At 30.8% G+C, this 25,234-nt stretch carries 33 protein-coding genes, 1 other RNA gene and 2 pseudogenes; 22 read left to right on the forward strand and 14 right to left on the reverse strand.

What is annotated here, in order from left to right; all coding sequences use genetic code 11:
* Positions 1 to 111: 111 nt before the first annotated feature.
* The 10 genes and pseudogenes from eno (at position 112) to ACJQQZ_RS01410 (ending at position 8,746) form a co-directional block, all read left to right on the forward strand.
* Positions 112 to 1,416: a surface-displayed alpha-enolase gene (eno, locus tag ACJQQZ_RS01365; RefSeq protein WP_002450894.1), complete on the forward strand. Its 1,305-nt coding sequence runs from the start codon at positions 112 to 114 to the stop codon at positions 1,414 to 1,416.
* A gap of 211 nt (positions 1,417 to 1,627) precedes the next feature.
* A complete protein-coding gene (locus tag ACJQQZ_RS01370) occupies positions 1,628 to 2,086 on the forward strand; it encodes a hypothetical protein (RefSeq protein ID WP_124228483.1) in 459 nt (152 codons plus the stop codon).
* Positions 2,087 to 2,154: 68 nt separating this feature from the next.
* The gene (gene secG, locus ACJQQZ_RS01375) at positions 2,155 to 2,388 is read left to right on the forward strand and encodes a preprotein translocase subunit SecG (protein ID WP_002450892.1); all 234 of its coding nucleotides are present in this window, start codon (positions 2,155 to 2,157) and stop codon (positions 2,386 to 2,388) included.
* A gap of 134 nt (positions 2,389 to 2,522) precedes the next feature.
* A complete protein-coding gene (locus tag ACJQQZ_RS01380; protein WP_049423751.1) occupies positions 2,523 to 3,263 on the forward strand; it encodes an alpha/beta hydrolase in 741 nt (246 codons plus the stop codon).
* A 33-nt stretch (positions 3,264 to 3,296) separates the two neighbouring features.
* On the forward strand, positions 3,297 to 5,672 hold the full coding sequence (gene rnr / locus ACJQQZ_RS01385) for a ribonuclease R (RefSeq protein ID WP_408023019.1): 2,376 nt from the start codon (positions 3,297 to 3,299) through the stop codon (positions 5,670 to 5,672).
* Between the two features lie 21 nt (positions 5,673 to 5,693).
* On the forward strand, positions 5,694 to 6,158 hold the full coding sequence (gene smpB / locus ACJQQZ_RS01390; protein ID WP_002466079.1) for an SsrA-binding protein SmpB: 465 nt from the start codon (positions 5,694 to 5,696) through the stop codon (positions 6,156 to 6,158).
* 177 nt (positions 6,159 to 6,335) lie between these two features.
* Positions 6,336 to 6,697, forward strand: a transfer-messenger RNA (tmRNA) gene (ssrA, locus tag ACJQQZ_RS01395).
* A gap of 170 nt (positions 6,698 to 6,867) precedes the next feature.
* Positions 6,868 to 7,314 (forward strand): annotated as a pseudogene (locus ACJQQZ_RS01400) (terminase small subunit); the annotation flags it as partial.
* A gap of 595 nt (positions 7,315 to 7,909) precedes the next feature.
* Positions 7,910 to 8,407, forward strand: coding sequence for a hypothetical protein (locus tag ACJQQZ_RS01405; protein ID WP_185291347.1), 498 nt, complete (start codon positions 7,910 to 7,912; stop codon positions 8,405 to 8,407).
* Positions 8,408 to 8,422: 15 nt separating this feature from the next.
* Entirely contained in the window at positions 8,423 to 8,746 is a 324-nt protein-coding gene (locus ACJQQZ_RS01410) for a hypothetical protein (protein WP_075778579.1), read from the forward strand.
* Between the two features lie 396 nt (positions 8,747 to 9,142).
* On the opposite strand, the gene ACJQQZ_RS01415 is transcribed toward ACJQQZ_RS01410, so the two are convergent.
* Positions 9,143 to 9,496, reverse strand: coding sequence for a hypothetical protein (locus ACJQQZ_RS01415; RefSeq protein ID WP_002450888.1), 354 nt, complete (start codon positions 9,494 to 9,496; stop codon positions 9,143 to 9,145).
* A gap of 243 nt (positions 9,497 to 9,739) precedes the next feature.
* Here ACJQQZ_RS01415 and ACJQQZ_RS01420 point away from each other — a divergent pair, with 243 nt between their 5' ends.
* From ACJQQZ_RS01420 to ACJQQZ_RS01440, 5 genes are all read left to right on the forward strand, one after another.
* On the forward strand, positions 9,740 to 9,928 hold the full coding sequence (locus tag ACJQQZ_RS01420; protein ID WP_124228480.1) for a hypothetical protein: 189 nt from the start codon (positions 9,740 to 9,742) through the stop codon (positions 9,926 to 9,928).
* A gap of 70 nt (positions 9,929 to 9,998) precedes the next feature.
* Positions 9,999 to 10,256, forward strand: a complete 258-nt coding sequence (locus tag ACJQQZ_RS01425; protein WP_124228479.1) for a hypothetical protein — start codon at positions 9,999 to 10,001, stop codon at positions 10,254 to 10,256.
* 24 nt (positions 10,257 to 10,280) lie between these two features.
* Positions 10,281 to 10,463 (forward strand): hypothetical protein, encoded by a 183-nt coding sequence (locus ACJQQZ_RS01430; protein WP_049423741.1) that lies wholly within the window; start codon positions 10,281 to 10,283, stop codon positions 10,461 to 10,463.
* A 470-nt stretch (positions 10,464 to 10,933) separates the two neighbouring features.
* Entirely contained in the window at positions 10,934 to 11,506 is a 573-nt protein-coding gene (locus ACJQQZ_RS01435; protein ID WP_124228478.1) for a TetR/AcrR family transcriptional regulator, read from the forward strand.
* 152 nt (positions 11,507 to 11,658) lie between these two features.
* A complete protein-coding gene (locus tag ACJQQZ_RS01440; protein ID WP_002450883.1) occupies positions 11,659 to 12,543 on the forward strand; it encodes an aldo/keto reductase family protein in 885 nt (294 codons plus the stop codon).
* Between the two features lie 459 nt (positions 12,544 to 13,002).
* Here the strand turns inward: ACJQQZ_RS01440 and ACJQQZ_RS01445 are convergent, their stop codons facing one another.
* On the reverse strand, positions 13,003 to 13,506 hold the full coding sequence (locus ACJQQZ_RS01445; protein WP_145505697.1) for a hypothetical protein: 504 nt from the start codon (positions 13,504 to 13,506) through the stop codon (positions 13,003 to 13,005).
* A 198-nt stretch (positions 13,507 to 13,704) separates the two neighbouring features.
* On the reverse strand, positions 13,705 to 14,706 hold the full coding sequence (locus tag ACJQQZ_RS01450) for a DUF4352 domain-containing protein (protein ID WP_124228476.1): 1,002 nt from the start codon (positions 14,704 to 14,706) through the stop codon (positions 13,705 to 13,707).
* Positions 14,707 to 15,154: 448 nt separating this feature from the next.
* Between ACJQQZ_RS01450 and ACJQQZ_RS01455 the strand changes: the two genes are divergently transcribed.
* The 3 genes from ACJQQZ_RS01455 (at position 15,155) to ACJQQZ_RS01465 (ending at position 17,047) form a co-directional block, all read left to right on the forward strand.
* Positions 15,155 to 16,099 (forward strand): cation diffusion facilitator family transporter, encoded by a 945-nt coding sequence (locus ACJQQZ_RS01455; protein WP_124228475.1) that lies wholly within the window; start codon positions 15,155 to 15,157, stop codon positions 16,097 to 16,099.
* Between the two features lie 62 nt (positions 16,100 to 16,161).
* Complete coding sequence (locus ACJQQZ_RS01460; RefSeq protein WP_124228474.1) at positions 16,162 to 16,527, forward strand: hypothetical protein; 366 nt, start codon at positions 16,162 to 16,164, stop codon at positions 16,525 to 16,527.
* Between the two features lie 319 nt (positions 16,528 to 16,846).
* Positions 16,847 to 17,047, forward strand: coding sequence for a cold-shock protein (locus ACJQQZ_RS01465; RefSeq protein ID WP_002450876.1), 201 nt, complete (start codon positions 16,847 to 16,849; stop codon positions 17,045 to 17,047).
* Between the two features lie 173 nt (positions 17,048 to 17,220).
* Here the strand turns inward: ACJQQZ_RS01465 and ACJQQZ_RS01470 are convergent, their stop codons facing one another.
* The 5 genes from ACJQQZ_RS01470 to ACJQQZ_RS01490 form a co-directional block, all read right to left on the reverse strand.
* Positions 17,221 to 17,454, reverse strand: a complete 234-nt coding sequence (locus ACJQQZ_RS01470; RefSeq protein ID WP_002450875.1) for a hypothetical protein — start codon at positions 17,452 to 17,454, stop codon at positions 17,221 to 17,223.
* A gap of 228 nt (positions 17,455 to 17,682) precedes the next feature.
* Positions 17,683 to 17,922 carry a hypothetical protein gene (locus ACJQQZ_RS01475; protein WP_002450874.1) on the reverse strand — a complete coding sequence of 80 codons (240 nt, stop codon included), beginning with the start codon at positions 17,920 to 17,922 and terminating at the stop codon, positions 17,683 to 17,685.
* Between the two features lie 466 nt (positions 17,923 to 18,388).
* A complete protein-coding gene (locus ACJQQZ_RS01480) occupies positions 18,389 to 18,604 on the reverse strand; it encodes a hypothetical protein (protein WP_107532346.1) in 216 nt (71 codons plus the stop codon).
* A 77-nt stretch (positions 18,605 to 18,681) separates the two neighbouring features.
* Entirely contained in the window at positions 18,682 to 18,966 is a 285-nt protein-coding gene (locus tag ACJQQZ_RS01485; protein WP_002450872.1) for a hypothetical protein, read from the reverse strand.
* Between the two features lie 89 nt (positions 18,967 to 19,055).
* Positions 19,056 to 19,808, reverse strand: a complete 753-nt coding sequence (locus ACJQQZ_RS01490; RefSeq protein WP_049424894.1) for a poly-gamma-glutamate hydrolase family protein — start codon at positions 19,806 to 19,808, stop codon at positions 19,056 to 19,058.
* A gap of 263 nt (positions 19,809 to 20,071) precedes the next feature.
* On the opposite strand from ACJQQZ_RS01490, the gene ACJQQZ_RS01495 reads away from it, so the two are divergent.
* Complete coding sequence (locus tag ACJQQZ_RS01495; protein ID WP_002450870.1) at positions 20,072 to 20,305, forward strand: hypothetical protein; 234 nt, start codon at positions 20,072 to 20,074, stop codon at positions 20,303 to 20,305.
* Positions 20,306 to 20,365: 60 nt separating this feature from the next.
* Here ACJQQZ_RS01495 and lnsA read toward each other — a convergent pair whose 3' ends face one another.
* The 3 genes from lnsA to tsaA form a co-directional block, all read right to left on the reverse strand.
* Complete coding sequence (gene lnsA, locus ACJQQZ_RS01500) at positions 20,366 to 20,947, reverse strand: lipoprotein N-acylation protein LnsA (RefSeq protein ID WP_124228473.1); 582 nt, start codon at positions 20,945 to 20,947, stop codon at positions 20,366 to 20,368.
* A gap of 99 nt (positions 20,948 to 21,046) precedes the next feature.
* A complete protein-coding gene (gene tsaT / locus ACJQQZ_RS01505; RefSeq protein ID WP_124228472.1) occupies positions 21,047 to 21,232 on the reverse strand; it encodes a type II toxin-antitoxin system toxin TsaT in 186 nt (61 codons plus the stop codon).
* A 19-nt stretch (positions 21,233 to 21,251) separates the two neighbouring features.
* Entirely contained in the window at positions 21,252 to 21,509 is a 258-nt protein-coding gene (tsaA, locus tag ACJQQZ_RS01510; RefSeq protein WP_002450867.1) for a type II toxin-antitoxin system antitoxin TsaA, read from the reverse strand.
* A 254-nt stretch (positions 21,510 to 21,763) separates the two neighbouring features.
* On the opposite strand from tsaA, the gene ACJQQZ_RS01515 reads away from it, so the two are divergent.
* A complete protein-coding gene (locus tag ACJQQZ_RS01515) occupies positions 21,764 to 21,967 on the forward strand; it encodes a sterile alpha motif-like domain-containing protein (protein ID WP_002450866.1) in 204 nt (67 codons plus the stop codon).
* Here the strand turns inward: ACJQQZ_RS01515 and ACJQQZ_RS01520 are convergent.
* Positions 21,959 to 22,192, reverse strand: coding sequence for a hypothetical protein (locus tag ACJQQZ_RS01520; RefSeq protein ID WP_002450865.1), 234 nt, complete (start codon positions 22,190 to 22,192; stop codon positions 21,959 to 21,961). The genes ACJQQZ_RS01515 and ACJQQZ_RS01520 overlap by 9 nt on opposite strands.
* 200 nt (positions 22,193 to 22,392) lie before the next feature.
* On the opposite strand from ACJQQZ_RS01520, the pseudogene ACJQQZ_RS01525 reads away from it, so the two are divergent.
* Positions 22,393 to 22,983: pseudogene (locus ACJQQZ_RS01525) on the forward strand (histidine phosphatase family protein).
* 129 nt (positions 22,984 to 23,112) lie between these two features.
* Here the strand turns inward: ACJQQZ_RS01525 and ACJQQZ_RS01530 are convergent.
* Complete coding sequence (locus ACJQQZ_RS01530; protein ID WP_124228471.1) at positions 23,113 to 23,607, reverse strand: GNAT family N-acetyltransferase; 495 nt, start codon at positions 23,605 to 23,607, stop codon at positions 23,113 to 23,115.
* Positions 23,608 to 23,889: 282 nt separating this feature from the next.
* On the reverse strand, positions 23,890 to 24,312 hold the full coding sequence (locus ACJQQZ_RS01535; RefSeq protein ID WP_002450862.1) for an organic hydroperoxide resistance protein: 423 nt from the start codon (positions 24,310 to 24,312) through the stop codon (positions 23,890 to 23,892).
* A 177-nt stretch (positions 24,313 to 24,489) separates the two neighbouring features.
* Between ACJQQZ_RS01535 and aroD the strand changes: the two genes are divergently transcribed.
* On the forward strand, positions 24,490 to 25,206 hold the full coding sequence (gene aroD, locus ACJQQZ_RS01540; protein WP_002450861.1) for a type I 3-dehydroquinate dehydratase: 717 nt from the start codon (positions 24,490 to 24,492) through the stop codon (positions 25,204 to 25,206).
* Positions 25,207 to 25,234 lie beyond the last annotated feature (28 nt).

Below are 25,234 nucleotides of genomic sequence, written 5' to 3' on the forward strand. Positions count from 1 at the left end.
TAAGTTCCCTTGTTTGTTAACTTTTCGTTAACAACATGTATTATCATTTTATTAATTAAATAAATAAAGCTATAATAGCTTTAAATCATATATTTAAAGGAGAAATTAAACATGCCAATTATTACAGATGTTTACGCTCGCGAAGTCTTAGACTCACGTGGTAACCCAACAGTTGAGGTAGAAGTATTAACTGAAAGTGGCGCATTCGGCCGTGCATTAGTACCATCAGGTGCTTCTACAGGTGAACACGAAGCAGTAGAATTACGTGACGGTGACAAATCACGTTACTTAGGTAAAGGTGTTACTAAAGCTGTTGAAAACGTAAATGAAATCATCGCACCAGAAATCGTTGAAGGTGAATTCTCAGTATTAGATCAAGTATCTATCGACAAAATGATGATTCAATTAGACGGTACTTCAAATAAAGGTAAATTAGGTGCTAACGCTATTTTAGGTGTATCAATCGCCGTAGCTAGAGCAGCAGCTGACTTATTAGGTCAACCTTTATACAAATACTTAGGTGGATTTAACGGTAAACAATTACCAGTTCCAATGATGAACATCGTTAACGGTGGTTCTCACTCAGATGCACCAATCGCATTCCAAGAGTTCATGATTTTACCAGTAGGTGCTGAATCATTCAAAGAATCATTACGTTGGGGCGCTGAAATCTTCCATAACTTAAAATCAATTTTAAGTAAACGTGGATTAGAAACTGCAGTAGGTGACGAAGGTGGTTTCGCTCCTAAATTTGAAGGTACAGAAGATGCTGTAGAAACAATTATCCAAGCTATCGAAGCAGCTGGTTACAAACCAGGTGAAGAAGTATTCTTAGGATTTGACTGTGCTTCATCAGAATTCTACGAAAATGGTGTTTATGATTACACTAAATTCGAAGGTGAACATGGTGCTAAACGTAGTGCAGCTGAACAAGTTGACTACTTAGAACAATTAATCAACAAATACCCAATCATCACTATTGAAGATGGTATGGACGAAAACGACTGGGAAGGTTGGAAACAACTTACAGAACGTATCGGTGATAAAGTACAATTAGTTGGCGACGATTTATTCGTAACTAACACTGAAATCTTATCTAAAGGTATCGAACAAGGTATTGGTAACTCAATCTTAATCAAAGTTAACCAAATCGGTACTTTAACTGAAACATTCGATGCGATCGAAATGGCTCAAAAAGCTGGTTACACAGCAGTAGTTTCTCACCGTTCAGGTGAAACAGAAGATACAACAATTTCTGATATCGCTGTTGCTACAAACGCTGGTCAAATCAAAACTGGTTCATTATCAAGAACTGACCGTATCGCTAAATACAATCAATTATTACGTATTGAAGATGAATTATACGAAACTGCTAAATTTGATGGTATTAAATCATTCTACAATTTAGATAAATAAGTGTTGTTTTATATTTAAAATTATTGAGTTCACGCTAAAAGTCTAGGATGTGCATCCTAGAAACATAACCCGTTACAGAGTTGAGGCTGTAACGGGTTTTTAATATGTCATTGTAGTTGATCATTTATAAGTGCATCAATAAGTATGATTTAACTTATATATACAAACTGGTATAATAATGTAAGTATTCAATTGTAAAAGGAGAACGATAATGGCTGAAACAACAAAAAGAGAAGTCGTTACAGGTAATGTAATAGCTATCAGTTCACTTATATTTTTCATATTGTTAATCATTCATAATTTTATCGTGTTAGATGCTACAACAGTTAAAACATTGTTATCACTAGCAGGTCAAAAGACAACGACTAATTCAGTGAATCAAGTATTAAACAGTTTCAGATTTGACGGTGTCATGTATTTATTAGCATATTTATCAGGTGTCATTGCATATTGGAATCGCCATCCTTATTTATGGTGGTTTATGTTTGCAGTATATATTTCGAATGCTTTCTTTACACTCGTCAATTTATACATGGTTGTACAAGCGATACTAGATGTTAAAAGTATGATCGCCATATTACCTATTTTAATTGTAGTGATTGGTTCACTTATTTTAGCAGCATATATGTTAGTCGTATCAATTAAGCGTAAAAGTACGTTCAATCGATAGAAGATTGATAAACAATACGAATATGTGTTATAATTCGATTCGTATATAATGAATGGAGGACAATTTTTATGCATACATTTTTCGTCGTATTATTAATTATAGATTGTATTGCATTAGTGACTGTTGTATTACTCCAAGAAGGAAAAAGTAATGGACTTTCAGGTGCTATCAGTGGCGGCGCAGAACAGTTGTTTGGTAAACAAAAACAACGTGGCGTCGATTTATTCTTGCATAGATTAACAATAATTTTATCTGTAATATTCTTTTTACTTATGATTGGCATAAGTTATCTTGGTTTATAAGGTCCGACGATGTTCATGTCGGGCTTTTTTATTTATAATAAAGAGAAAATGAATGATAGAGATATTGACTAATAAAGGGAAGTCGTTTGATATAAAAATGGTTTATGAATACTTTTGGAAGAGGGATGAACATCATGCAAATTAAACTACCTAAACCTTTCTTTTTCGAAGAGGGCAAGCGTGCAGTATTGTTATTACATGGATTTACAGGTAATTCTTCAGATGTAAGACAATTAGGCCGTTTCTTACAGAAAAAGGGATATACATCTTATGCGCCACAATATGAGGGCCATGCTGCACCACCTGAAGAGATATTAAAATCAAGTCCATACGTATGGTTTAAAGATGTCTTAGATGGCTATCAATATTTAGTTGATCAAGGATATGATGAAATCGCAGTTGCGGGATTATCATTAGGTGGCGTTTTTGCTTTAAAATTAAGCTTAAACAGAGATGTTAAGGGTATTATAACTATGTGCGCTCCTATGGATGATAAGTCATCGAGCACAATTTACGACGGATTTTTAGAATATGCTAGAAATTTCAAGAAATATGAGGGTAAAGATCAAGCGACCATTGATCAAGAAATGGAACATTTCCATCCAACTGAAACACTTGAAGAATTAAGTGCTACAATGAAAGGCGTTAAAGATCAAGTAGATGAAGTGATGGACCCAATATTAGTTGTACAAGCAGAACAAGACAAAATGATTGATCCTCAATCAGCAAATTATATATATGAAACTGTAGAATCTGATGATAAAGATATTAAATGGTATGCGAACTCAGGACATGTAATTACAATCGATAAAGAAAAAGAACAAGTCTTTGAGGATATATACGCATTTTTAGAATCATTAGATTGGTCAGAATAAAAATAAACAAGATAATTAGAAAGGAGGGGCATAATGAATTTAAAACAATCCATCGAAGAAATGATTAAACAACCTGACTACGAACCCATGTCAGTATCAGATTTTCAAGATGCGTTAGATTTAAATAGTGCCGACTCATTCAGAGATTTAATAAAGGTGCTTGTTGAACTAGAACAAACTGGTTTGATTGAACGTACGAAGACAGATAGATATCAACGAAAGCAATCTAGTAAGTCAAACTCGAAATTAGTAAGAGGAACGTTAAGTCAGAATAAAAAAGGATTTGCGTTCTTAAGACCAGAAGAAGAGGGTGTAGATGACATCTTCATCCCGCCCACAAAAATCAATAGAGCCTTAGATGGAGATACCGTCATCGTAGAAGTTCACAAAGGTAGAGGCGACTTTAAAGGCAAGACAGAAGGGGAAGTCAAATCCATCGAAAAACATTCTGTCACTCAAGTAGTAGGTACTTATAGTGAAGCGAAACATTTCGGCTTTGTCATTCCAGATGATAAACGTATTATGCAGGATATCTTTATTCCTAAGGGTCAAAGCTTAGGTGCAGTAGATGGTCATAAGGTATTAGTGCAAATCACTAAATATGCTGATGGTACAGATAACCCGGAAGGCCACATTTCAGCAATACTAGGCCATAAAAACGATCCTGGTGTAGATATTTTATCTATCATTTATCAACATGGTATTGAAATAGAATTCCCAGATAATGTACTTAAAGAAGCTGAAGATGTTCCTGATGAAATTGAGCCTTCTGAAATCGAAGGACGTCATGATTTAAGAGACGAATTAACCATTACAATTGATGGCGCAGATGCTAAAGACTTAGATGACGCCATTAGCGTTAAAAAATTAAAAAATGGTAATACGGAATTAACGGTAAGTATTGCAGATGTAAGTTATTATGTAACTGAAGATTCAGCTTTAGATAAAGAAGCTTATGACAGAGCTACAAGTGTGTACTTAGTAGACAGAGTTATTCCAATGATTCCACATAGATTAAGTAACGGTATTTGCTCATTAAATCCTAAAGTTGATCGTTTAACGTTAAGCTGTCGTATGGAAATCAATGCACGTGGTGAAGTAGTGAACCATGACATTTTTGATAGTGTCATCCATTCTAACTACAGAATGACTTATGATGCGGTTAACCAAATTATTACTGAACAAAATCCAGATGTGCGTCGTCAATATAGTGAAGTCACACCAATGCTTGACTTGGCACAAGATTTATCTAACCGTTTAGTAAATATGAGAAAACGTCGTGGTGAAATTGATTTCGACATTAACGAAGCGAAAGTGCTTGTTAATGAAGATGGTATCCCAACAGATGTACAAGTGCGTGAACGTGGTGAAGGTGAACGTTTAATTGAGTCATTCATGTTAGCGGCTAATGAAACCGTAGCTGAACACTTTAATAAACTAGAAGTACCATTTATCTATCGTGTCCACGAACAACCTAAATCAGAACGCTTGAGACAGTTCTTTGACTTTATTACGAACTTTGGCATTATGATTAAAGGGACAGGTGAAGATATTCATCCGACAACGCTTCAAAATATTCAAGAAGAAGTTGAAGGACGACCAGAACAAATGGTTATCTCAACCATGATGTTACGTTCAATGCAACAAGCGCATTATGATGATGTGAACTTAGGACACTTTGGTCTATCTGCAGAATATTACACACATTTCACATCACCTATACGTCGTTACCCAGATTTAACGGTGCACCGTTTAATTCGTAAATACCTTATTGAACATTCAATGGATAAAAAGGAACAACATAAATGGGAAGATAAACTACCAGAACTTGTTGAACACACATCTCAACGGGAACGTCGTGCGATTGAAGCAGAACGTGATACAGATGAGTTGAAGAAAGCTGAATATATGATTCAACACATTGGTGACGAATTCGAAGGTATCATTAGTTCTGTAGCTAATTTTGGTATGTTCATTGAATTACCAAATACCATTGAAGGTATGGTTCATATTTCAAATATGACTGATGATTATTATCAATTTGATGAACGCCAAATGGCATTAATTGGTGAACGCCAAGCCAAAGTTTTCCGTATCGGTGATGCTGTCAAAGTCAAAGTGACACATGTCGATGTGGACGAACGCATGATTGACTTCCAAATCGTCGGAATGCCATTACCTAAGAATGATAGAAGCCAACGACCAGCACGTGGTAAGACCATTCAAACAAAAACACGTGGTAAATCATTAGATAAATCAAAATCTGATGATAAAGGAAATGGCAAAAATAAGCGTAAACAACGTAAAGGTAAAAATGCACGCCAACAAGATAAAAAAGGCAACACGAAGCATAAACCATTCTATAAAGATAAAAGCGTTAAGAAAAAATCACGTAAAAAGAAAAAATAAGCAGCAAAGAGGTGAGACAGAATGGCTAAGAAAAAATCACCAGGCACATTAGCTGAAAACCGTAAAGCAAGACATGATTATAATATAGAAGATACGATTGAAGCGGGGATTGTGTTACAAGGTACAGAAATTAAATCTATACGTAGAGGTAGTGCCAATCTTAAAGATAGCTATGCCCAAGTAAAACGCGGTGAAATCTATTTAAATAATATGCATATAGCACCATATGAAGAAGGTAACCGATTTAACCATGATCCATTACGATCACGTAAATTGCTCCTTCATAAAAGAGAAATTATTAAATTAGGTGACCGCACACGAGAAATTGGATATTCTATTATTCCGCTAAAATTGTACTTAAAGCATGGTCAATGCAAAGTATTATTAGGTATTGCTCGCGGTAAGAAAAAATATGACAAACGACAAGCTTTAAAAGAAAAAGCAGTCAAACGTGATATGGATCGCGCAGTAAAAGCCCGTTATTAAGCAATACTATTGCTTACACGGGCTACATTTGATATATTAATAAGTGCTTTGTTAGAAAAGTGGTCAAGTAAGAATATTATATGTTAGGTGACTTAGACATTGTTTATCAAGTTTGAGTGACAATGATAATATTATTGTTAACGGCCTGTTTGATTTCTACAAAGTACATTTTATTACGGGGACGTTTATGGATTCGACAGGGGTCCCCAGAGCTTATTAAGCGTGTCGGAGGGTTGTCTCCGTCACTAACACACTCAGTTTATAATAACTGGCAAATCAAACAATAATTTCGCAGTAGCTGCGTAATAGCACTCTGCATCGCCTAACAGCATCTCCTATGTGCTGTTAACGCGATTCAACCTAAGTAGGATATGCTAAACACTGCCGTTTGAAGTCTGTTTAGATGAAAACCAATCAAACTAGCATAATGTTGGTTGTTTATCACCTCTCATTATGCGAAACTCAATGATAAACTACACACGTAGAAAGATATGTATCAGGACCCCTGGACGCGGGTTCAAATCCCGCCGTCTCCATTATATAGCCTGCAACCCATGTGGTTGTGGGCTTTTATTGTATGTAATGTGGTTAGTAGTAAATATTCGATGAAGCTAAAATAAGGGACTTAAATATATGTATTGAGAGACGAAGTGATTATTAGGACGAATAAACAAGTAGAAAAGAGAGTTTTAAGAATGAGTAGAAATGCACTCAAAGCGCTATAAATGCCGGTTATAGCTCAAATAGTATACACGTAACAGATAGTAAAGTACTGCGCAATGAGAAAGTAAAAGACTATATTCAAAGCAAGAAAGATGAGATTATAGACGATACCATTTTAACTGCGAAAGAAACACTATACTTGCTATCACGTTCAGCAGTGAGTGAGGAAACTGAAGTGAAAGAAGTTGTAGTTAAGAAAAGTTCATTTGAAAAGAACCCCGACACAGGACACATGAACCTCGTATATAACGAACATGTGGAATTAGTTGAGGTACCTATAAAAGCGAGTAGTCGTTTGAAAGCCCGTGACCTACTTGGGCGTTATCTTAGTATCTTTACTGATAAAATAGATATGAATATGGCGACACCAGTTTTTATTGATAGCATTGGTCAAGACGATGAAAAGAATGATAGTGATTTAAAAGAGTTGTAAAAATATTTAAATTAAGTAGTGAAAGAGTAAAACAGATATATGAGGAAATATTAGAAAAGCTACCGTGATTGGTAGCTTTTCTAATTTAGTATGTATTCTAATTAATTTATGTATAAATGATTCTTCATCACCATATTTGAATAGAGATTAATCTTTTTAGTATATTTCTCTTTAAAATAATATTACCTGTCATATTATTTGTATTTATTCCTTAAATTATTTTCATTTTTGTAAAAGCTCTAGTTTGATCTATTATTAATGTAATTTAAAAGAAAGATCTACAGAATAAAGAGAAATAATAAATAAGAAAATAATTACAATTTTAACAATGTTATTCCTCCTTTAATTTATATTACTTGAATATAAAATTCGGGTTAATAAGAATGTGAAAGTGTATCTTTATAATGTTTAAGTGTTGATTTTGCATTAAACTCCGACAGTAAATTTCAATTTACAAAAACTTTAATTATCCAAACTTGAATTTATTGTTTAGAATGCTATGTTGATTATGGGAATATAATTTTGTGATTGGGAGTAAATATAAAGCAAATGAATTTTAATATTGTAAATGAGTAAAATACTTGGAACATTGATAATGAGCGCTTTATTCCTTTCAACTGCGACACCTATAGCAAGTGTGCAAGATACTACCCAAAATAACGATAATACAAATATTAAGCAAATTACTGAAAAATCAAATACAGATGATAAAATATTAGATGAATTTTTTAAAAATCCAGAAAGAACTAGCCAAAAAACTATTGATAACTTACCATCTAATTTAAAAGAAGGCACATCTGAAAGAGTTGGTGGATCTTACGCTGTTAAAAAAGTCATAAAAGCTATGATTAAAAATAAAAAAGCTGTGTTTAATGGTGTAAAAGAAATCAGTCCTCGTGCCGGAAAATCATTGGAAAAAAGATGGGATAAATATGTAAATCCTGTATTGAATAATGTATTAAAACAAGAAGAAGCTACATGGGGAAATGTACAAGGACAAGTTTCGCAAGCTTTGATGGGAACCGGTATTAAAGATTCTACTGTAAGAAGCATAGGATTTTGGGTTTCTCAAGTTGGTCAAGCATTAATATAAAAAGAGTGTGATAAAATGAATAATGAAGAATTAGAAACAAGATTGTTATTAATGAAACAATCAATAGAACAATTACAAGAAGAACTAGCGCCAAACTTAAAAACTAGAGATTTAATGTTATTAAGATATATGTATTCATATAAAGAAATTAATATGTTAGATTCTTACTTGTTCCAATTGGCTACTAATAAAGAGCAAGTAACAAAAAAACAATTCAAAACAAAATTGGAAAACATTAGAGAAGTACCAGAAATTCCAATGAGACAAGTAAATGATATATTAGAGGGTTATAAAAATAGTGAGTTATATGTTGAATTAATAAATAGTATCATAAAATAAATAAAAATAGAGCAGTCTGATGACTGCTCTTCTTTTCTTACTGAATATAAAATGTATTAACGACCTTAATAAATATATAAGTAACGTATACTTTAGGAACGAACAGTCATTAATTGATTATATTAATAAATTATATTCAGAACTGTAAATTTGATATAAAGATAATGCTATTCTTTGCCCCAAATTTCTTGTGTTTTTTCAATTTTGACATTTTACACACAACTAAGCAGACAACTTAAACTTTGCTATGACAATACCTATAGCGATTTCTATAAGAATAGATAAATGTATTAATGAACTCTCGCCGTCTCCATTATATAGCCTGCAACCCATGTGGTTGTGAGCTTTTTTGATTTGATTCACAAATAGTGTATTGCACCAATCAACTTCATTTAGTTATACGCGTATTTCATGATAAAGTTTCTCAGCGTATGGCAGTAGTTCGGGAATATAGTTACGTGCATAGCCTTCAATAAATCGTAATGTTTGAGAATCTGTAAGGTCATCATATTTTTCAATATACTGAATTAATATCTTTTTAAAATCATTTATTTCCATTTCTTCTGTATTTTTACTATGTGCTAATTTTAAGAATGCTATCAGTACTTTTTGATATTCTTCGAGTGTTATACCTAAATCCAAACATAAAAGACTAATTGATTTTGTGTTGTAGGGATGATGACCTATGATTTCAGCTAGTTCTGAAATAGCTTGATAAAGTAATGTAATATCATCTTTATTTTCGAACACGATTATTCACTCCTAAATATATAGTTTTATCTAATAATTGGACTATATTTTCAGTTTAGAGTATTTCATATAGAGTTGTTGTGGATTTCTTAAGTGTCCAATTCTAATACATAAGTGTTATAAAGGGACCATTTATATTAATGGTTATGAAATATTAAAAATATCATTGAATAATTTAACTTCATCACTTTGATGACGGAACAACTAAAGTTTGTTAATGTTTTAATAAAAGAGGGTGCTAATATGGCAAAGTATTTTACTTCAATTAAATTAGGTTTGTACCTATTATTATTAATCATATTGCAACCAATTATTTTCCATTTATTAAATCTGAACCAATCTAAAATTTTTAGTGTAATAGGACATTTGATGTTTATATTGATTGGTATTTTATTAATTTATATTCATGCTCAATTTAATAAAAATAATTGAATTCGTATAGCATTGAGCTAAATAATTCATTATTATGACTTTGTTATAACGCTTATTAAAGGATGATTAGATGCTACCTCATATATTAATGTGGACTGTTACCATATTAGGAATGATATATATTGTTTATAATTTTATATTAGCTAAATCCATAATTAATATTTTCTTTGCTATTTTATTTCAATCAATTTTGTTATTCTTAATTCGTTTCTTTTGGTTAGATCATTCATTTGGCGATGCATTTATACATTCGTTTGACTTGCTTACGATTATTGTGGTTGTGGTATATGTTATATATCAATTAATGGGTGATTCATCTGAAAATTAATACTATGTATAAGAGGGGGATTTTATGAAAGATTCATTATTTTGGAAAAAATCTTTTATTCCTGTTTATTTCATAGTCGCGTTATTATCATTTATTCTGTTTAAATTTTATATCGAGACGGATAATATGGCTATTTATTTGATGGTTTTCTATTTATTTTGTTTAGGAATAGCGTCTATTATTATTAACGCCAAGCAAAATAGGTGAGCTCTTATATTGTTTATTGAATGTAATATCACATCATAATATGAAGGATGATTATTATTAGTATATATGTGGCAATAATTTTAGGATTATTATTTATATTAATATATGCAACGTTTTGGACATTTTTATATCAATTAAATTATAAGCGTATGAATAGGGGACAGAGTTTGAATAAAACGCAAATTAAAATTAATATGTTTGGACATGGTGCAATTGCATTAGTATTAGTGGTAATAGCAATATATTTATCATATTTAAAATAGAACTTATATTATTATTGAAAAGTTACCTTCAATGGTAGCTTTTTTATTGTTTTGTAGAAAATTTTTATGAAAACACATAGATAGACATATTTTAAAATCTGCAAAAGGATAGACGAATTCAACAATATGGTGCTTGTATTACTATATGGTAGACGGTATCATACAAATAGATATCAGACGATTATAAAAAGGGAAGTACTTGAATAAATGAAATACGATACAAATAAAAAGATGACTAAGTTTGCAGAACGAACATTAAAAGAATTTGCTAAAATACTCTTTTGGACATTGAAAACTAAACCATTGGAGAAAATTACTATTAATGAGTTGTGTGAGAAAGCCAACTATCCAAGAGCAACCTTTTATAATTATATTGATGATATTAATGATCTTTTAAATTATTGTTGGCAAAGAATAGCTAGTGATATGGTCGTTGACAATTATGATTCACTTACGCCAGAAAAAAGACCTTATATACTATTTGAGCGTTGTTACGACTATTTAAATGGATACAGAGATAATATTGAAAAAATTATGACACATAATACTAATGATGGCCGATTTGCTGAATCGTTAAGAAAATATATTAGGCAACAGATTTATACTATTCTAGTAACTTGTCCACCTTCTAAAAAGTATCAATTATCATATGATCAGATGTCAGAACATTATGCCAACACCATTCATATGATTTTGGACTGGAGTTTTATTCGCAAAAATCAGATGGATAAAGAAGAGGCAATGGAGGCACTACGTTATTTAATAGGTGGGATACAGTAGTTATAAATCAGTTGTTTGGTGAAATGAAGAATACCATTTAGTTGAAAAATTAGTGACAGATTCTTTCTCTCTATCAATGCGACATTGAAATATAGCATTAATACAAAGAAAATACAGAAATGAAACGAGACAAATCAAGGAGGAAGATATTTATGGTATTACAAGAAAAATATACACTAAATAACCAATTAGAAGTGCCAAAAATTGCTTTTGGAACATGGCAAATTTCTAATGAAAATGTGATATTAGCAGTGAAAGAGGCACTTGAAATAGGCTATCGTCATATTGATACTGCTATTCATTATGAAAATGAAGAAGGTGTAGGTAAGGCAATTCGTGAATCTAGTATTCCAAGAGAAGATATTTTTGTCACTACAAAGATTCCGCCAGAGGTAAAAACCTATGAAGGCGCTAAAGCTTGTATTGAGAATTCTATTGAAAGATTGGATATTGGAGTAATTGATCAAGTATTAATTCATTCGCCGAAACCTTGGAGAGAACTTCTTGTAGGTAGTCCTAAGCCATATTTTGATGAAAATCTTGCAGTATGGAAAGCAATGGAAGAAGCGGTAGAAGAAGGTAAGATTCGTTCTATTGGTGTTTCTAACTTTGAAATAGCAGACTTAGAAAATATTCTGAAGAACGGGAAGATTAAACCTGCAGTTAATCAAGTTGAAGTACATATTGGACTTACACCTAGGGATATTATGGAATACTGTGAAAAGCATGATATTTTGATTATGGCTTATTCACCTAATGCCACAGGCAAACTGATAAACGATCCGGTTGTTAAACGCGTTGCTGATAAATATGGCGTATCTGTACCACAATTATCTATTCGATATGACTTGCAAATTGGTGTTTTACCACTTCCAAGAAGTACCAATCCTGTTCATATGAAAGAAAATGCAAATCTTGATTTTGTTATCTTAGAGGAAGATATGATTACTTTAAGTAAGGTGAAAGAAAGACATAATTTGTGGTGGCGTCGGGTAAGTAAAGTAATAAGAAATATTCGAAGCTTTGGTAAAAAGTAAAAAATAAGGTGTCCTTTGAAAATGAAAGGACACCTTATTTAATATTGCATAATGTTATGTAATTTCGTTTTAAATTAGAATAGGATTGTTTTATGTTACATTACTATTATTTCGTGGTAAATATTATTAAAAGCCTATGGAGGTCATATGTATGGATTTGATAGGTAAAATAATAGCTTTTATCATGACAACGATTTCTAATTTGTTAGGATCTAGCGATTTATTCAGAGATATAAAAAGCGGTTTAAAATCATTAAAGGATTAAAGATTTATTGATAAAAAAATAGAATTAGAGTGTACGACTCAACCTGCAATGCTTAGAATTGTGGGTTATTTTTATACTATTATTTATATTTTAGAAAAATTAAAAATCCCGCTCCTAACATGTTAGGAAAGCGGGACTTGAATCATAGTTTCAATATTATATAGTTAGTTCGGATTACTATGTTTTAACCAAAGTTAATTTGAAGCGGGCATTGTGTTCTGACCACTAGATTGTGATTGTTGTATATTCTGTCCAGTGGATTGTTGCGGTTGTTGAGATTGCGATTGTTGTTGATTTTGGCCATTAGATTGTTGTGGTTGCTGATATTGTGATTGTTGTTGATTTTGACCATTAGACTGTTGGGATTGACTTCCTTGTTGTGCATTTTGCCCGTTATTTTGAGTAGGTGTCTGTTTATTTTGCTTAGGCTTGCTTTGAGATGAAGATTGCTTTTTAGTTTTATCTTTCTTTTTATCCTTATCTTTTTTTGAATCTTTCTTTTCTTCGTCGTAATCTTTGATATTATCTTTCTTAGGGTCATTAGATCGCTTATTTTTAGAGTTCTCTTTGTCTTTTTTTGAGTCATTTGATTTTTTATGTTCAGTTTTTTTATGTTCATCTTTTTGTTCAGAATCTTGGTTGCCACAAGCGCCTAAAATTAAACAACTTGATAATAAAATAAAAAAGGGTTTCTTCATGTCTCAATCTCCTTCATTTATATTATTTGGCTACAATGTGTTAATAACATTGTGGTGTCATTCTAACGTATAGCGATATCAAATTTAAAGTGATATCATATCAGGGCAATATTTCAAAATATAAAAATGCCACCCCGAAAATGAGTGGCATTGATTTGGTACGTATTTATCTTTTAATGTGATCACGATGTTAATATTTTATTCTGACTCTGAACTACTGTCACTAGGTGCACTTGAAGGCGCGCTATTTGATGTAACGTCATTAGATGATTTTGGTGTGTTTTCACTATTTGGTACAGCTGATTTTGACTCTTGAGGTTCACTTTCTTTCGGTGCTGAAGATGATGAATCTTCTTTAGATGGTGTTGCTTTTGACGAACTACTACTAGCGTCTTGATGACTGCCAGTGTTTGATGAAGGTGATGCAGATGATGAAGTTGAATTACCGGTATTACTTGATGAAGTGTCATCCGCTGAACCTGATGTGGCAGATGAATCACTTTCGTTGTTATTAGTATCATCATCTTTGTTATCTTTTGTAGATGTTTTAGCATCAGACAGATCTACAGTTATACTTTTAGCACTGAATAAGCTAGATGTGATTTCTAGTTTTTTATCTTTAGTATTAGCAACTTTTTCAGAAACATCGAAGACAACTTTTCCTTCAGCAGTACTGTCAGGATTAATTTGTTCTAAGAAAAATGAATTAGTGATACTTCCGTCATCACTTTGGTTAGCAGATACTGAACCAGTGGCATCTGCTTCAAATGATTTATCTCCAGATTTTAATTTAAACATTTGACTATCGATTGTTAATGCTTTGTCTCCCTTATTCTTAATTGAAACATCTGCGACAACAAATGTATCTTTCGCATTAGTAGGTGCAATTGAAGGACCAACGGCTTTAGTATTTTCAATTGATTTAACTTTAACTTCTAAATCACCGTTTTTAATGGTATCACCGATTTTATAATTTTTTGTACCGGTAGCATGATGTTTGAATCCACCATTCATACCAAAGGTTAATGCAACAATGCCAATAATAATTAAAATAAAGAAAACGAGACAACCTACACCAACCCAAATCCATGGTTTCTTAGATTTAGACTTTGCATACTTTTGCTTTTCCTGTTGTCTTTGAAACTCTTGGAATTGTTCCCATTGTTTTCTTTGCTGTTCTTCATTATAGTTTTCTTCCATTCAACATAGCTCCTTTATTTGTAATTTACATATATATTAATAATACTGTTATGACAGGGTTTTTAGTAATCACTTTTAGTTATAAAGGTTGATAACTTAAATTACTTTTTATCAATTTTAAAATGACAATAGATTGTATAGACACTAATTTGTTATATAAGACAATTTTATCTGATATATAAATAGAAACTATAAAGTTATTCGTGTAATTTTGAATTGATATAGAACAATTGGTACTATAAAGTTGAAAGAATGAAATAAATAATTTTAATGAGTTGCATTCTAACAAAAGGAGAATTGATATGACCTTTTTCATTATCTTCTTCCCAGTATTTGTGTTTATCATACTCAACCTCTTTAGCCAAAATAAGAAGGAAAAAAATAATGATTAAAATATTACTTAAGAAACTGGATAAGATTGTTGTGTTTCTATCGAAGGAGACTATCTATGAATAATCAAACAAAATATTTTCATCATGTTGAACATCGTAAATTTCAAAATAGTTCTAAGACAACATTATGGTTATCTTTAATTATCACGCTCTTTTTTACAATAGTAGAATTTGTAGGAGGGATCGTATCTAATTCGCTTGCATTGTTATCAGATTCATTTCATATGTTGAGTGATGTGCTTGCTTTAGCACTTTCCATGGTAGCAATATATTTTGCAAGTAAAGCACCTACTAAGAATTATACTTACGGTTTTATGAGATTAGAAATTATAGTGGCCTTTTTAAATGGTTTGGCTCTTATAGTAATTTCACTAGGTATTATGTATGAGGGGATTATGAGAATTATTCATCCAAGACCTGTAGAAAGTGGTCTTATGGTTGTCATAGCTATTTTAGGGTTAGTCGTTAATGTTGTTTTGACATTGATTTTAGTAGCGTCTTTAAGAAAAGAAGATAATATTAATATACAAAGCGCATTATGGCACTTTTTTGGTGATTTATTAAACTCTGTAGGTGTCATTGTAGCAGTAGTACTCATTTATTTAACGGGATGGAATATGATTGACCCGATTATTAGTCTTATTATTTCATTAATTATATTTAATGGTGGATTTAAAATTATTAAAAATGCATGGAAAGTATTAATGGAACGTGTGCCTGACGGTTTCAACACAGATATCATTATTGAAGATATGAGATCAGTAGAAGGTGTCATTGATGTTCATGAATTCCATTTATGGAGCATTACAACCAATCATAGTTCTTTAAGTGCGCATGTTGTACTTAGTGATGAATATATTAAGTCTCCATATGAAACAATAAATAAAGTTTCTAAATTACTGAAAGATAAATATGGATTAAGACATGTCACATTGCAAATAGAGAATATCCATCTCAATCATTTAGATGAAGCATATTTTAAACAATACGAAGAAGCATAGATATTAAAAATCTTTGCTCAGAATTATAAAAACATGACAATAAATGAGTAGGTGGAAATCTAATGGATAAAAATAAAGAGTTCCGCTTTTTAAAGGGAAATATGACAAATCTTTATTTGAAACTTACGAATTTATATGAAATCTTACTTAAAAATTCGTCGTGCAATGTCAATGATGAAAAAATGATTTTATTGAATGAGGTGGATCATTTATTAGTCAATCTCAGTTTTTATTGTCATATTCATGATGATTATATTAATTTAAATATTGAATTTATTGCTCCTATGAGAACGTTTTATTTATTAGCTAGGGAATGCTTAATTAGTGAAAATGTAAATATGGATGATATTCACCCATATGTATATGAAATGGAATCAGTATATGACCAAGGTATTAATATATTAAACGAAATGTTCAATGCAAAGTAATCAAATCCTCTCTTTGTATTAGAAGAAATCTTACTTAGAAACTATTTTGCATATAAAATAAATCACATTTATAAATTCTATGTATTAGATTAATTTAAAGCTGATTTTAATACAAATAGCAGTTCACAATTTTTGAAAATAAAATAAATTTAAAAGAATTTACTAAAAAGGCTTTACTTTTCTCAAAATAAGCGTATAGTTGTAATTAAGTAATCAAGTACGTGAAGTTAATTGAGAGTTATTTATAAGAATACACTCCTTTTGATTCAATGAAATTTGTTACAAATATTTAGTGCAAAAGCACGCGGAGGTATTCTATATGAATAACGGTACAGTTAAATGGTTTAATTCAGAAAAAGGTTTTGGTTTCATCGAAAGAGAAGATGGAAGCGACGTATTCGTACATTTCTCAGCAATCGCTGAAGAAGGATACAAATCATTAGAAGAAGGACAAAAAGTTGAATTCGACATCGTTGAAGGCGATCGTGGAGAACAAGCAGCTAATGTCGTAAAAATGTAATAACATTTTCAAAGCAACCGTTATGGTTGCTTTTTTTATGCCATTATTTAATTAGAATTATTTAAATATGAAAAACACTCCCAGTTCATTAATGAAATTAGGAGTGTTTAGTATAAATATAATATATAAAACAAAAAACTATCAATCAATGTTAATACTTAATAGATTTTAATTTAAAATTTTGCGTTATGCATAACATTAAGATTAAAAATTTTAGTTTGTCCACAGTTTTCGCAATACGTAGCGAAAGCTTCGATGCCGTTAGATTGATTTGCTGCTGTAGGAATAAAGAACACATCTTCTGAAAATGTAAGTTTAGGATTTGAACAGCAAACTGTACGTCTTCTTGAATTATAGAAACGTTGAATTGTTTCTAGTTCTTCCTGGCTAAATTTTGTGTCTCTCATGTTAATCACATCCTTTCCTCAGTTATGTATATGAATAAGGATTACTATCATAAAGATGTTACAACATGGTTTGCGCAAAAATAACAATTGGCTATCTATTAAAGTACAAAATTGATATTAAATAGAGTTTAATACAATTAAGTACAATTTTGTTGGATTTTGCTTAAGTGTTTGAAAAAACAGCTTAAATGTAGTTAACATCTAAGCTGAGATTTTTAAGTACGATGATTAATTTGCTTTATCACCATCTACGCGTTCTTTATTTCCTTTGTCATCTTGAGATTTAGGATTGTCTTTCTTTTTAGCACTATCCTTCACTTTTTTGACTGTATCATCATTACTACTCTTAGAGTCTTTTTTATCTTTTTGTGTTGATTTCTTTTCATCTTGTTTTGAATCATGATCACTTTGACTACATGCACCTAAAACTAAAAAACTACATAGAACCAACCAAAATAATTTTTTCATATAATCCTCCTAAGATTCTTAATTATCTTAAGTTTACTACATATTATTGTTATTTTACATCTTTTTCTTTTTTTAAAATTGTGAATATTTTTATTAATTTGTATAAAGAAATGTAATGATAATTCAAAGTATTTTATTATAATTAAAAAAAACGCCAACGATAACTTTAATAATGACGAAAATTAAAGTTAAGTTGACGCTAACAAGAAGTAATGTTAAACACTCACAAAGTTTAACAAATTTAGATTACCATAAATATAAGCCTTTTACCACTTTATTATATTGATAATTAGAAAAGGAAAATTAAACTTCAAGTTATATATTTTATATAGTTGAATGGAACTTAAAATTACAAAAGATTTAAATTTGAAAATGATATGAGTATTAGAAAAGATGTGAAATCAAAAATATTGTGTATTGTTCAATGTGTGCTATTAAATTTTTGTTTTCTATATTTAGACAACACTTATGAATGATCAAAGATATTTAATTCTGCATTATGAGTATCAGCTGACACATATAGTAGGGGATCATGTACATGGGTAATTTGATTATGTGTGTCGATTTCAGCTAGTATTTTAAAACTTCCGTTATTTTGTGGTTCAACAATAGAAATTTCATTGTCATTTCGTTGGATTGCAAATTGTCTTTTTGAATGATTGTTAATTTTCCATTCTGCCACGTTCTTTATACCTCCTATAGAGAAATTCATTTCCAAACAAATCGAACATATATTGACTTAATGATAGATGAATTGTATTAGCCAAAACTTTTTTCAATATCAGTAAATGCTTTTGTTGTCATTTTGATATCGTTGATTTGGTTATCTTCAATTTGACCATCAATATAACCGTGTTCAATTAGAACTTTTAAATTTTCAACAAAGTCATCGTAATTTCGATCACAAAAATAATCATCTTGAGTCGTTATAGAATCCTTAAAATGATTGGCTTCTTGTTCAGTTTGTCCATCATTAGAACGTTCCATGTATAATTTATAAAATTTTGCGATGGTATATTTTTGTTCTTTAGTTAGTTCGTCCATATTATTTTCCTCCCCAATATTACACTAAATATCTTTTACCCTATATTTTCAACTTACAAAACGAATTACGCATTCAATTACTGACAAAATTATGACTCTTTTGCTTTTTTGACACCATCTTGAACGGCATTCGCAAATTTATAGAACGTTTTTGTATAATTATCAGGATTAGAACGAACTTTTCTACTTAGCTTATGATTTTTGAAAAACTGTTCTCTTTGTTTTGTGGTTAATTCTAATTGCACACCTGAGTCATTTTCATTCTCATTGACAAAGTTTTTAGACGATTTGGCATCAATCTCATTTGGGCTTTCTTTAACAGTAAATCCTTTATGTCGAAGTGATTTGGCTATAGATTTGGCCATTTTTTTATCTTTACCACCAACAAAAACGATAGGGTCATCCCCTGAAAAACCATGTATTGAAACAGTTTGCTCAGCAGTTTTTAACATTTGATGTAATTTAGGTTCATCATAATTCGTAGATGTAATGTGAAGTTGATCATTATTTTTCTTACGTAACCCTTCAAATGAATAGAAATCATAGTGACCTACATTAGAAATACGGCGCGCAAGTTCTGTTGTCCCTGGTTCAATACCGCCACCATGTATGGCAGTGACTAAAATATCGTGATGTTTACGCTCTTTTGTGACAATTCTCCAGTCCTTATGCTCTTTGGTATTTGTTTTAAGTTCTTGAAAATTATTGTATCGATCTAAATTCGATTGATTCATGTTTTTTCGTGTATTATAAAATATTAAAGCCACAATCAAGATTGCGATGACTATTAATATGATTGATAAATAGTACAATTTAGTATAAAGACTCGTGTTCCTTTTCATACTCTCTCCTTAATAATCAATTTTTGATTTATAAATCATATCAATTTTTTAATACGTTTAACAAGTAATTTGACTACAACTACATATTAATTATATTAATTAAAATATTTCTCAAAACCTAAAAATACGAAATAATAATAACTTCAATTATATCAAGGCGTCCACTATAATATTCTTTTTATTTAGTTAATGTAAAATAACGCTAAATATTAACAATTTCTTAATGTTAACGTGGTAATATGTAGTTAAAGGGATGTGATGATATGGATAAAGAATTATTAAGACGATATTTAAATGACGATGGTTTCAAAGCAGTTGCGGTAGTATTTGGGAATAAACGTGTCATTTTAGAAAACGATATCCACGTTGATTATGAACATGAGGTCATTATTTATCCTATGAAGAATTGCACAAGAATTATTCCATTTGGGGCGATATCTTATCTTGATTTATTAGAAAAAAATGACCAGTTTGTTAATTATTTTAAAGAAGTCTAATCGCATGAAAAAAACGCCTTACTCATCATTTGTAAAATGACTTAAATAGAGTAGGGCGTTTTAATATGTTTTCACTAATTTTAAATGGTATTCGTCTGTAAAGTTATCTTTAAGTGCATAAGGTGAAATGATATACATACCGTGGTCGGTTACTGCATTTTGTCTTACACCTTCTTTATAGGCTTGGTAGATAATTTTTGTGCAGTAAGTGAAATGTTTACTTTTAAGATTTAATGTTACTAAATATCTATGATCAGTATTTTCGTAGTTATCTTTAGTCCATTGAGCAGCTTTTATACCGGCACCAGGCTTAGCGCAACGATATATTTTAATCCAGTCATCTTTACCTTCACCAAATCTTGATTTAAATGATTCAAATGATTCAGTGATAGGTTTGTCACCAGGGCCTTCAATTTGCAATACGGTATCATGATCAATGGCAATGCTTGAATGACCAAAAAAGCCGAATAAGACAGGACCTTTAGTTATAATGATATCTCCAGGTTGCAGTTGGAAGTCTTGTTTTGATTTGGACATAGAAGTATCTTCGGCATTAGCAATATTGCTATGCAAAGGTGATAAGGTCAAGCATATATTGAGGATTATAGTAAAAATTAATATGTATACGAACTTTTTATACAATGATTAAAGGCTCCTTTATAAATGTAAAATACATAAAAATTAATATAGTATTAAAATAAAACGTTCAGCTACAAGGCAACTGAACGTATTTTTTCAGGACTAGAGTCCGAATAACAATGTATAAATCAACATTGCTAATCCAAAAATGAAGAATACAATGGTGAAACCAAGATAAGATTCCTTCTTAGATTCTTTTTTAGTTTTAAGCATGATAGCTAGAATGATTGCGCCAGCTATGATAAATATAACTGAAAGCCAAAAGAGAATTGTAAAATGCAAGCTCATTTTTTAACCTCCTATCTCTTTAAAGAAAATCATAAAAAATTGGATAAATGTAATACAGTGTAAGAATAATATTAATAAAGAAAAGAACTTCACTTAATAAGTCCTTAATGGTAATAGCAATAGTAAAGCTAATCATCATAATCAAACCGCATACAATTAATCCAGGCACTAACCATAAGGTTTCGTCTAGGTTTGTATTATAAGTAATAATCACATTAAAAATAATAAGTAATATCGTTAAAATGATATTGATTGCATGTAAAATGTATCGTTTCATAGGTGCTTCACCTCTGGAAAATGCATCTTTGATTTTAAAACTCTTATTCTTATCATATCATTAATTGAGATTTGGTAAATATAGAAATGATATAACTATCGATTAAATGTGAATAAAAAATGAGAAATTAATTGAAGAAATATTAAAAATTAATAAAAAATGTGCAAAATTGAATTTTGCACATTTACAATCTCGAGTTTTCTGATAAGATTAAATACAAATCAGCTATAGATTAAGATAAGGGGGTAAGTGATATGACATTTTATGATTTTATTATAGGTTTTATTAATGATGATACACCATTTGGAAGTTTAGCTAACTATATTAATAAAGATCACAAATTCCCAAAAGATGAGAAAAATAAGTATGTTATTCGATCGTATGTGTTATCTAATTATAAGGACCCTCAACTTATTGAAAGCACCAATAGAGCGATTAGTTTATATCAACTAACTTAAGTAATACCAATTTTGTTGGTTTAAAGCATGCCAAACGTCTTTCGTTTTAAAATTAATATCATTATTTTTGATACTAAACGGCTTTATGATGTCGTTATCTAACCAGGTGTTAATGAGCTCATTTGGTACGCCGTCTAATAACATATCACTCTTACTAACAATAAAACATTCCCAATCAAGTGATACATTTTGCGGGTTCACATAATTGTAATCATGAGACTCCATTTTATTTAACACTCCTTTAACAAATGTAAATCTAGTGTTAAGTTATACCCTTTTTATGGTTAGCCAAACCCTATTAAACAGTTAATTTATCAATATATTGTTGATTTACTAACGGCTTTAGTAGTGATTTAATGGTATTAGATAAACAACTCGTTGTAATCGAATGAATTGTGAATAGTAGTTTAGTAGAGGTGTGAAAATTGACAAAGATTTTATATTTAATGAGACATGGTCAAACAGTTTTTAATTTAAAAGGTAAAATTCAAGGGGCAAGTGATTCCCCCTTAACAGACCGTGGAATTGAACAAGCTCAAGCCGCTGCTCGTTATTTTAAGAATAATAAGATTGAATTTGATGACTTATTTACATCTTTTCAGGAAAGAGCGTGTGATACACTTGAGAATGCTGTACCTAACCATCAACAAAAATAAGTTCGGTTAAAAGGTTTAAAAGAATGGCATTTTGGTGTATTTGAGGGAGAGAGTATTGAATTACTTAAGAAAATCAAACAGCCTAAAACGCTTTATGGAGATTATGTAGTTCCTTTCGGTGGAGAGTCACGTTTACAAGTAGAACAACGTATGACAGATACGCTAACTGATATTATGGAACATCATAGTGGTAAAACAACGTTAGCTGTAAGTCACGGTAGCACTATAGGACTTTTCATTAGAAAGTGCTTGGGTTATGAAGAGGGCAGTTCGTATGACATAGGAAATTGTCATATTTTAAAATTTGAATATCAAGATGGACAATTTAATTTTATTGAATTGATCGATCCTACTATATAAAAATAAGCTCGACGTTGCAATTTTGGCAATGTTGAGCTTTAAATGTATCTTATAGCGTGAATCTGTTTTAAATATTTAAATGAATAGTGTGTGCATTGTTCATTTATACTTTTTAATCAAACGCAAATATTAGCTATTTCTCAAATCATAAGATAACCAATGTTCATCAAAGTATTCGTCACCAATTTTACTAGCATTTTTCTCAAAACCAAGATTTTCAAATCCTAGAGAACTAAAAAATACTTTAGCACTGATGTTACTAGAAGTAACGGATGTAAGTATCGTTTCTAAGTTCTTTTGATCCGCATAATGAATAATATAATTGATTAATTCTCTGTTAATTACTTCGTCATTATCTTTTACAAAGTTATTTAAGATGATTGCTTTGTGTTGTTTGCCTACATATTTACTTTGTCTCAATGTTGCAGTTGCAACTAGAACATCATCTCCAAAAGCACCAAAAACATTGATATGACTAGTTTCTGAAGATAAAATTTTTGTCAAAGCATCGTCGGATACGTGATCCAAATAATAGCGATCCCATGAATATGTGTGGTGTTCCCCTGATAAAAGTGTTTTATATGATGCTAAATCATCTAGGGTTAATGTACGTATGTTGTTCATAGTGACCTCCTGATTCAAAGGGTTGATTAATTTGAAGTGGCTAATTAATTACATAATAAAATATTTAATAAAAACTTTCAATAATAATTTAAAAACAGCCAAAAACACTTTTAACAACTTTGATAAAATAATTATTTAATTACTTGTTTGCATATATTATATATTCAGTATACCAAAATTATTGGTAGGATGGGGGAAATTACTTAAAGAGTTAATATAAAAATAGGCACGTTCAACTAAGAACGTGCCTTTCGTATTCAATCTTTTAAACGCTATTTTTATTTAGTCTTCTACTTTAACATTTAAATTAACATCGATATTACCGCGTGTTGCTTTAGAATATGGGCAAAAGTCATGTGCGTCTTGAAGATATTTTTCTGCATCTTCTTGAGATAATACATTCTTCACTTTTGCATCAATATCTACGCTTAATTTTGGACTTTCAGCGTCTGGATCATCTTCTAATCTTACTGTAAGAGTTACTTCTGGTTCTGCATCACGTACTTTGTTTTGTTTTAAGATTAAATCAAAAGCACCATTAAAGCATGATGCATAACCTGCAGCAAATAGTTGCTCAGGATTTGTTGCTTTACCATCTGCTTGTTGAGGTGGTAATACATCTACATTTATCGCATTATCATCAGTTTGAACGTGTCCTTTACGTCCACCAACGTTTGTTGCTTTAGTTTCATATTGAACTGCCATATATGATTACCTCCTATATTTTGTATATATTATTTTTATACCCGCAAATATTTATCTCAATCATATATAAATCTTTTTCTAAGATGTACTAAGCAATCGCGCTTTATGGCGGTTTGATATGATTTGGTTTAAAATAATAAAAAATAAATGATGTATTGAATGAAATGAGGGATTGATATGAGCAAGGTAGATATAGCCGTAACGATTGCGCCTGAAGATGCAACGATAAGTGATTTGTTTAAAGATTTAGAGTTCTATCAAGATAGTATTGATATTATTGAATTAAGGATAGATCAATGGACTGATGTTACAGGAGTTAAACAAGTTATCAATGAGTTAAAGGAATTGCCATTTGAATTTAAAGTATTAATCACATATAGATCTAATTCCCAAGGAGGTAAGGGTCATGTGAATGAAATGGAATATCAAAATGTGATTCAAAAGCTTATTAATGAATCAGGATATGAGATGTTAGACATTGAATGGGATGACAAAAAAGATAAAAATACTTATTTATCATTCATAAATAAGGCACATCAAAAAGGCATTCAAGTGGTACTATCACATCATAATTTTAATGAAACACCGTCATTAGAAGAATTAAAATTCACTTATTATAAAATGCATCAATTTGAAGCAGACTATTTAAAAGTGGCTGTCATGCCAAATGACGAAAAAGATGTATTACATCTATTAGAAGCGGTCAAAGACTCTGCTGATGCTTTAAATCAACATATTATTGGCATAGCAATGTCTGATATTGGCATAGTTAGTCGCACGGCACAGGGCGTATTTGGTGGTACTGTATCCTATGGTTGTTTAAATGAACCGCAAGCTCCAGGACAAATTCACATAGAAGAATTGAAAAAACAAATAGATTTCTATAATAAGTAAGTAGACAATTTGAACAAAGCCTAAATAT

This window comes from Staphylococcus sp. KUGN1 (assembly GCF_045984185.1).
GTDB classification, from domain to species: domain Bacteria; phylum Bacillota; class Bacilli; order Staphylococcales; family Staphylococcaceae; genus Staphylococcus; species Staphylococcus warneri_A.

Excerpts from the sequence above, each read along its gene's own strand:
- eno (WP_002450894.1), top strand. The coding sequence starts at position 112 with ATGCCAATTATTACAGATGTTTACGCTCGCGAAGTCTTAGACTCACGT.
- ACJQQZ_RS01370 (WP_124228483.1), top strand. The coding sequence starts at position 1,628 with ATGGCTGAAACAACAAAAAGAGAAGTCGTTACAGGTAATGTAATAGCT.
- secG (WP_002450892.1), top strand. The coding sequence starts at position 2,155 with ATGCATACATTTTTCGTCGTATTATTAATTATAGATTGTATTGCATTA.
- ACJQQZ_RS01380 (WP_049423751.1), top strand. The coding sequence starts at position 2,523 with ATGCAAATTAAACTACCTAAACCTTTCTTTTTCGAAGAGGGCAAGCGT.
- rnr (WP_408023019.1), top strand. The coding sequence starts at position 3,297 with ATGAATTTAAAACAATCCATCGAAGAAATGATTAAACAACCTGACTAC.
- smpB (WP_002466079.1), top strand. The coding sequence starts at position 5,694 with ATGGCTAAGAAAAAATCACCAGGCACATTAGCTGAAAACCGTAAAGCA.
- ACJQQZ_RS01405 (WP_185291347.1), top strand. The coding sequence starts at position 7,910 with ATGAGCGCTTTATTCCTTTCAACTGCGACACCTATAGCAAGTGTGCAA.
- ACJQQZ_RS01410 (WP_075778579.1), top strand. The coding sequence starts at position 8,423 with ATGAATAATGAAGAATTAGAAACAAGATTGTTATTAATGAAACAATCA.
- ACJQQZ_RS01420 (WP_124228480.1), top strand. The coding sequence starts at position 9,740 with ATGGCAAAGTATTTTACTTCAATTAAATTAGGTTTGTACCTATTATTA.
- ACJQQZ_RS01425 (WP_124228479.1), top strand. The coding sequence starts at position 9,999 with ATGCTACCTCATATATTAATGTGGACTGTTACCATATTAGGAATGATA.
- ACJQQZ_RS01430 (WP_049423741.1), top strand. The coding sequence starts at position 10,281 with ATGAAAGATTCATTATTTTGGAAAAAATCTTTTATTCCTGTTTATTTC.
- ACJQQZ_RS01435 (WP_124228478.1), top strand. The coding sequence starts at position 10,934 with ATGAAATACGATACAAATAAAAAGATGACTAAGTTTGCAGAACGAACA.
- ACJQQZ_RS01440 (WP_002450883.1), top strand. The coding sequence starts at position 11,659 with ATGGTATTACAAGAAAAATATACACTAAATAACCAATTAGAAGTGCCA.
- ACJQQZ_RS01445 (WP_145505697.1), bottom strand. The coding sequence starts at position 13,506 with ATGAAGAAACCCTTTTTTATTTTATTATCAAGTTGTTTAATTTTAGGC.
- ACJQQZ_RS01450 (WP_124228476.1), bottom strand. The coding sequence starts at position 14,706 with ATGGAAGAAAACTATAATGAAGAACAGCAAAGAAAACAATGGGAACAA.
- ACJQQZ_RS01455 (WP_124228475.1), top strand. The coding sequence starts at position 15,155 with ATGAATAATCAAACAAAATATTTTCATCATGTTGAACATCGTAAATTT.
- ACJQQZ_RS01460 (WP_124228474.1), top strand. The coding sequence starts at position 16,162 with ATGGATAAAAATAAAGAGTTCCGCTTTTTAAAGGGAAATATGACAAAT.
- ACJQQZ_RS01465 (WP_002450876.1), top strand. The coding sequence starts at position 16,847 with ATGAATAACGGTACAGTTAAATGGTTTAATTCAGAAAAAGGTTTTGGT.
- ACJQQZ_RS01470 (WP_002450875.1), bottom strand. The coding sequence starts at position 17,454 with ATGAGAGACACAAAATTTAGCCAGGAAGAACTAGAAACAATTCAACGT.
- ACJQQZ_RS01475 (WP_002450874.1), bottom strand. The coding sequence starts at position 17,922 with ATGAAAAAATTATTTTGGTTGGTTCTATGTAGTTTTTTAGTTTTAGGT.
- ACJQQZ_RS01485 (WP_002450872.1), bottom strand. The coding sequence starts at position 18,966 with ATGGACGAACTAACTAAAGAACAAAAATATACCATCGCAAAATTTTAT.
- ACJQQZ_RS01490 (WP_049424894.1), bottom strand. The coding sequence starts at position 19,808 with ATGAAAAGGAACACGAGTCTTTATACTAAATTGTACTATTTATCAATC.
- ACJQQZ_RS01495 (WP_002450870.1), top strand. The coding sequence starts at position 20,072 with ATGGATAAAGAATTATTAAGACGATATTTAAATGACGATGGTTTCAAA.
- tsaT (WP_124228472.1), bottom strand. The coding sequence starts at position 21,232 with ATGAGCTTGCATTTTACAATTCTCTTTTGGCTTTCAGTTATATTTATC.
- tsaA (WP_002450867.1), bottom strand. The coding sequence starts at position 21,509 with ATGAAACGATACATTTTACATGCAATCAATATCATTTTAACGATATTA.
- ACJQQZ_RS01515 (WP_002450866.1), top strand. The coding sequence starts at position 21,764 with ATGACATTTTATGATTTTATTATAGGTTTTATTAATGATGATACACCA.
- ACJQQZ_RS01520 (WP_002450865.1), bottom strand. The coding sequence starts at position 22,192 with ATGGAGTCTCATGATTACAATTATGTGAACCCGCAAAATGTATCACTT.
- ACJQQZ_RS01530 (WP_124228471.1), bottom strand. The coding sequence starts at position 23,607 with ATGAACAACATACGTACATTAACCCTAGATGATTTAGCATCATATAAA.
- ACJQQZ_RS01535 (WP_002450862.1), bottom strand. The coding sequence starts at position 24,312 with ATGGCAGTTCAATATGAAACTAAAGCAACAAACGTTGGTGGACGTAAA.
- aroD (WP_002450861.1), top strand. The coding sequence starts at position 24,490 with ATGAGCAAGGTAGATATAGCCGTAACGATTGCGCCTGAAGATGCAACG.